Source organism: Ruegeria sp. CG11 (assembly GCF_056537245.1).
Genome location: NZ_JBQFRE010000023.1, coordinates 36,915 through 43,747, shown reverse-complemented (window position 1 = coordinate 43,747; position 6,833 = coordinate 36,915). Strand labels below are relative to the sequence as shown.

The 6,833-nt window shown below is 53.8% G+C and carries 2 protein-coding genes and 1 pseudogene; 1 reads left to right on the top strand and 2 read right to left on the bottom strand.

The features are described 5' to 3' along the window. Together ACR0KW_RS22120 and ACR0KW_RS22115 are read right to left on the bottom strand one after the other, a co-directional pair. Positions 1 to 88, bottom strand: a pseudogene (locus tag ACR0KW_RS22120) (IS6 family transposase); the annotation flags it as partial. Between the two features lie 292 nt (positions 89 to 380). Continuing rightward, the gene (locus ACR0KW_RS22115; RefSeq protein WP_480806947.1) at positions 381 to 1,424 is read right to left on the bottom strand and encodes an AraC family transcriptional regulator; all 1,044 of its coding nucleotides are present in this window, start codon (positions 1,422 to 1,424) and stop codon (positions 381 to 383) included. Positions 1,425 to 1,908: 484 nt separating this feature from the next. On the opposite strand from ACR0KW_RS22115, the gene ACR0KW_RS22110 reads away from it, so the two are divergent. Next, on the top strand, positions 1,909 to 6,813 hold the full coding sequence (locus ACR0KW_RS22110) for a beta strand repeat-containing protein (protein ID WP_480806946.1): 4,905 nt from the start codon (positions 1,909 to 1,911) through the stop codon (positions 6,811 to 6,813). The last annotated feature ends 20 nt before the right edge of the window (positions 6,814 to 6,833 follow it).

Below are 6,833 nucleotides of genomic sequence, written 5' to 3'. Positions count from 1 at the left end.
ACCGATGATATGCCCACACCGCATAGGCATTGATTTCGCGAGGAAAACGGAAGCCCTTCAGCCGCAGCAATGAGGTCGGTATGGTCATGGTACCGAGCTATCCGAGAAGGACAACGCGATCAACTGGGCAATGCCCTGAGAACATATGTACAGCCGGTTTGAGCTGACCGTTCTTGTAGTGGGCCATGCCTAGCTGAAAAGCTTCCGGAACTGAGACCTGCTTGCTTTGGAGAATGTCGAAAAGTCCTGTTTGTGACACAGTGCCGAGGACCGACTACTGCTTGTGATCAAATCTTCCGATTTCATCAAAATCCATTCAATTTCAATCCCATGCGCATCCAACATCTGGGAAATGGTACCAGCTTTATGATGAAACGCGCTTACAATATATCGCTCTTATTCGTGTCCCTGAATTGCGATGGGGATTGGTTCGTCCAACGCTTGAAGGACCGGCGGAAGGCCCTGTCGTCGGAGTAGCCAAGTAACTGCGCAATTGCATCGATGCTCAAGTCAGGATTGGCAAGCAGGCGTTTGGCGTTGGCCTCGCGCACTTCCTCAAGCATCTCGCGAAGCTCCTTACCGTGTTGGCCCACAAGCCTTTGCAACGATCTCAGGCTTAAGTGAAGCTTTTCTGCGAGCGCTGTCGCACCGTATTCACCGACTGCCGCATTCTCACAGATTGCGTCATGCACTTTCTGCAGGTCCTGGATATCGAGGTTTGAAAGGCCATTCTCTTTATTCATGCGCCCCAAATGCGCCCGCGCGTAATCGTAAAGAGGTTTGCTGGATAGTCGGCTAGGTCTATCCAGCGCATCACGGGTTATAACCAGTGTGTTTCTCGGCTGTTCGAATGTTACTTTTGTACCGAAGAATTCTTCGTACAGACTATGTTCCAAAAAAGCTTTGTGCGCGAATTGGACTTCGGTAATCGCGTCTGCAAGGTCAAACCACTCGCACATTGTCCGGTACAAAAGGGCACAACCGAACTCTCCCGTCGCGCCGTTATCAAGCTCGTCCATTGGATGGTAAATCCCAAGGCGCGCATGTGTGTTTGTCATTTCAAGCGTTAGATGCAGTCGATCCGACAAAACCGACCGATATTGAACAAGCATTTCAAGCGCGTCGCGGACCGTGGGCGCAAATTCGACCGCCGAGCTCACATAACCAAGCATGGAAAACGGTGTGACTTTTGCAAGATCGAGAGTGAGCGGTTCACCCGGCAAAGAAGTCGCCATTTTGTTCATGATCTTCGGGAAATCGTCTTCGTTAATCCTTGCATTCGGATTGAGCAATTGAGCCGGGTCGATACCCAATTCCTCGACGATTTCCGTGACCGGAACTCCGCGCGAAATGGCATAGCTTACCATGTTGGCAGCGGCCGCTGCGATGGTCTTATGATTTAACGGATTTTCTGCTTGCGGCACTTTGAGGTTCTTTGTCGTTTAGCAGCGCATACGCTGCGTCGCGCGTATCTATTGTGGAAGTAGGTCTGTCCTTGCCACAAAGGGCTTTCGTTCGTCTAGCGCCGGGTTTGCTGATTGACAATCATTTGAACTGGATTTTCGCGCCGTGTGACCCTTCGACCAGACCTTAGGGTGAGAGTTGCAGATTGGCGCAAACTGTCCGGTTGTTTGCGCGAACTGTCCTTGATCCGAAAGGGCCTGCCAAGTCTTACTGTGCGTCAACTGTGAAACGAGTTCACTGAAAACAATAAACTCAAGGGTTGAGGATGCGGCGCAGTTTCAAAATGAAATGCATGTCACCTTCCAAGCGTTGCTTGGATCTGAAGCCGGCGATGTGTGCCGAGCTTGAGGCTGTTCAGTAAGCTCAAAAATCTAAAGGTCTCCTGTGATTAATTGTAAAAGTAAGCGGCACGATCCGAGGGTCGTGGCTCGTGGCGGACGTCTTGTGAAATGGAAAGGAAGGGTCGCCAGTGTTGCGCCATCCTTGTTTCTGACATCGGCATCCTTCGGCGTTCTCGGTGCGGATATGGTCGGAGCAGAAGAGATCACGGTGCCGCAAACCTCGCAGGCTGTATTTGCCATCGACGAGGACAACAGCATCACTTCCACGGGTGCGGTTACGGTGGTTGCAGGAACAGTGACTACGACCGGAGCCGCTGCACCTGCCGTTACGATTGATACTGACTACTCCAGCGAATTTACCAATGACGGAACGATCTCGATCGAGGGGAGCTCTGAAACAACCCTTTACGGCCTATTTCTGAACGGGACGCTGGGTTCGACTGGGCAGATCGTGAACAACAACACGATCATGGTTGACACGGATCGGTCGCCCTTTGCGCGCGCGTTTGGTTTCCGGTTCGATCAATCGTTTGGCGGCCAGTTTTCAAACTCCGGGATCGTAATTGCAACCGCTACGTCCTCGGGGGCATATGCGAATGCGTTTGGCGCCTATTTCGACGAAGATGTCCTGGCATCCGGGGTCATTGAGAACTCGGGAACGTTCGACGTGACAGCCAATGCTGAAACGCAGGCATTGGCATCCGGCTTCTTCTTTTTCGAAGAGATGAACACCGACTTCCAGAATTCCAATTCGATTAACGTAAGTGCCAACTCGGAGACGTCCCGAGGCACAGCTTACGGCGTCCGCTACCGGCGCGCCGCTTCGGGTAACTGGTTAAACACGGGTGATATCACCGCACAGGCCGATGGTGCGGCGGGCGCGCTAGCATATGGCGCATATATTCCGGGGCTTTCGACAGGCGATCTGACAAATGCAGGGACGATCTCTGTCACCGCAACAGACTCCGTTCAGGATGAGGCCAAGGCCTACGGTTTGTATGCTTATAGCGGTGTGGATGGGAATGTTGTGAACGGCGGGACGATTAATGTCCGCGCCAATGGTTTTTCCTCGGCTACTGCTGCGGGTTATTTTGCGCTGGGTGCATTGACGGGTGATTTCACCAACTCTGGCACGATCAACGTTGCCGCGCAGGACCAAATTGCCAACGCGGAAGCTTTTGGATTTTTCACCGGGAACAATGTCGACGGAAGCCTCACTAATAGCGGCAACATCCATGTCCGTGGCGATGGGGCTACAGCGGCATCCGCCATGGGGCTGTACGTTGGAGATTATGTAGCCGGGACAGTCGAAAACAGCGGAACCATCACAGTGACTGCGATCGATCAAATGAGGGCAGCATCCGCTTTTGGCCTTAATATCGATGGTGACCTCCGAGGAAAGGTGTCAAACAGTGGGGCTATTCAGGTCACTGCCGTCTCTGAGGGGGATGGGCGTGCCGTCGGGATTTTGGCAGCTGCCGATCTTGAGGACGGCTTCGAAAATACCAACTCGATTAGCGTTGTCGCAAAATCAAAAGGTGGGCCGGCCACAGCTAATGGCCTTGAGGTCGATGGCGATGCCAGCGGTGACATTACGAACAGTGGAATTATCGACGCGAAGGCCGATGGCGCGGGCTTTGCATCAGCCAGCGCGGTTAGAATTTCTGACAACCTGAACGGTGACTTCAACAACTCGCTTACGATTAGTGCCATAGCGCTCGGTCAAACATCCGAAGCGGATGCGTATGGTCTGCGTGTCGACGAAGACATGACCGGAGATATCACAAACAGCGGCACCGTATTGGTCTACGCTGAAGGTGGATCATCCGCCACGGCAGCCGGTTTCAATATTCGCGGCAGCTTGGATGGTGACGTCAATAATTCCGGCACAATCTCAGTCGTTGCGAGAGCAGCATCCGCGGACGCCGATGCTTACGGGCTTTATGTACGACAGGGCGTGGACGGTGGTTTCACGAACAGCGGAACCTTAAGCGCAACTGCTGATGGTTTTTCGTCGGCAGAGGCATACGGGCTGTTCATCATACGGGGCCTTGATGGGAATTTCACAAATTCCGGCTCGATTCAGGCCTCAGCGGAGTCTCAGGCGGACGAAGCCTACGCATATGGCGTGTATGTTAGCAGTAGTGATGGTGCGACCGGAGATTTTCTGAATGAAGGGTCGATCCATGTTTTGGCCAATGGTTTTTCCGGCGTGTCCGTCGCCGGCGTTTACGCACCGGGGGAGATGGTTGAAAGTTTCACAAACACCGGAACACTCGTCGTAAGAGCGTTGGATCAATCATCCAGTGTAAATGCATACGGGCTCCAACTTGAACGCGGGATGACCGGAAACATTGAAAACAGCGGCACAATCAACATAGCGGCGAGCGCCGCAACGGATGCAGACGCAAGAGCCTTTCTTATCGACGAAATTCTGGATGGCAGTTTCACAAACTCCGGCTCGGTAACGGTCGAGGCAACGGCCAGAGACAGCGTAGCCGAGGCATTCGGCCTGTATGTCGGTGGTGAAATGAATGGCAACATCGTGAACAGTGGTGCCATTGAAATCCAGGCTGATGGTTTTTCTTCCGCACTTGCTGCAGGTATTAGTACTTTTGGCAGGCTGACCGGTGATTTCAGCAACACAGGAACGATCGCGGTGGCTGCCACGGCTCAGGACTCTGAAGCAGACGCTTATGGTTTGTGGGCCGATCAGGGCATGACTGGCAACATCGTCAATCAGGGCTCGATCAGTGCTCAAGTAGATGGAATTACATCCTCGACCGCTGCAGGAGTTTTCATCTCCCGCGGACTTGAGGGGAGTTTCGACAATTCCGGAACAATTTCCACCTCGACGATTTCGGAGTCATCAGAAGCCGTATCGTACGGGCTGTTTGTCTCGGACGGCATGACCGGAAGTATCTCAAACAGTGGCACAATCGCCGCGCAGGGTGCCGGAAGCGAAACCGCCGCCGTTCACGGGGTTTTCGTCGCTGGTGGACTTGATGGAGCAGTGCGTAACTCAGGTACGGTGGACGTGTCTGCCGAAGTTGTGAACGGTGATGCGTTCGGCATCGGGTTTGCCGTCGTTGATGGCGATGCTACTGGAAACGTTGACAATCAGGGTTCCGTTGCCGCTTCGGCAAAGGGTGGTGACGACGCGACGGCGATGGCCTTCTACTATAACAATAACCTGATTGGAGATTTTCAGAATTCAGGTTCCCTCGCCGTCACAGCTGATGCAGACAGCGATGACGCCGAAGCCTACGGTGTGTATGTCAACATCGACGTAGTTGGAAATGCCGCCAACAACGGGGACATTTCCGCAACGGCGATTGGAGTTGAAGATGTCACCGCTGCCGGGATTTACATCGACGACGACTTGAGTGGGGATTTTTCGAACTCTGGCACGATTGCGGCAGCGGCCGAGTCCCAAACGGGGGTCGCCGACGCCAGCGCGCTTTACGTGGGCAGCGACCTGACCGGAGACTTCACCAACACAGGTTCGTTGACTGCCCAAGCAGCCGGAGCCCAAGAAGCCGAAGCGATAGCGGTCTACTTGCGTGGCAACGTGTCCGGGTCTGTTTCCAACGCTGGATTTGTGAATGCGGCAGCAAATCTGGACAATGCCACAAGCAGCGCCGTCGCTACTGCAGCGGGCTTTCGTATCAACGATTTTCAGGGTGAGTTTGCAAACAGCGGAACCATCGAAGCGACGGCATCCGGTGGGGTCGGCGCGAATGCGTACGGCCTCTACATAGAAAACCATGACGGGGTGATTTCGGATGTGGGCGCAATCTCGGCCAAGTCCGAAACAGGTGAGGCCTTTGCCATTTATCTGGGAACGGGATCCGGATCAGTAAATCTGGACACAAGTGATACCGTTACAGGAAAAATACGGGTCGCTGATCACGATGTAAATCTGGATGCCCAAGGTGAAAGTGCCGTGTTCTATTTCGAGGATGCGGCCCCTGGGGTCGGAACGTTTACGAAAACGGTTTCCGACGACCGGTCTGTCTGGTTCGTGCAGGATGAAGGGGGCACTGATCCAGTGTATGCCGCAATGGACTCCAGCGGGCTCTTCACATCGCGCGATGTCATCGCTACTTACGGCGAGGTCATAGGCAGCGTCCGTGATGCATTGAACTACGGTGCAGTGCCGGAAGTTGGCCGAGCTATGCCATTCAGTGACGCAAGATACCTAGCTGTAACCGACTTCAAACCCTTTGCAATTATTGACGCCCAAGGGAAACGATTTGAAGACAGTTTCGGGGACAGGACCGACCTCAGTCTGTTCAATGGCAATGCTGGCATTTCGGGGCAGCTAGAAAACGGAGTGTCGTTGGCGCTCGGACTTGGCGTGTTCTACGCCGATGGCGATAGTGACAATTCGAACTTTGACACGAACGCGGTTTTTCTGAGCGTAGCGGGCGGACGAAATTTCGGGGATTATCTGGTCGAAGCCGATCTGGGTTTTGGTCTTCTTTTGACTGACAGAACACGAACGATCTCGGGCAGTCCGGACGCGGATGGAGAGTACGACAGTACTTTGCTGACCCTAGGCGTTGGCGTCGAGCGGGCATACAATCTTGAAGCCGGCGTTGATCTGGTGGGGTTTGGCAGCGTTCGATATACGCGGCAGGACGACGACGGCTATACCGAAACCGGTTCTGAAGTGAATGCTACAGTGGGTGAGGTAACGACAGAAGTAGTAGAGGCGCGGCTTGGCCTGGGAGCCAAGAAGTCGATCACTGATTTCGGGTCGCTCATTGGGCAAGTTGGCGGTGTGCTCCGCAGAAATCTTGGGGACTCGGCAGCGGACGTCACTGTTTTTTCCGTCACAAACTCACTGACCTTTGCAGCATCGGACTTTACCGGCGGCAATGTACTGCTTGGCTACGAAAAGGAGTTTTCGTCCGGAGCAACGCTGGAGTTGACCGCAGAGAAAGAGTTCGGAGATGGTGCACAAGGACCCTTTGTGAAAGCGGGCTTAACTTGGTCCTTCTGAGTAGGCCGGACGATAGTCCG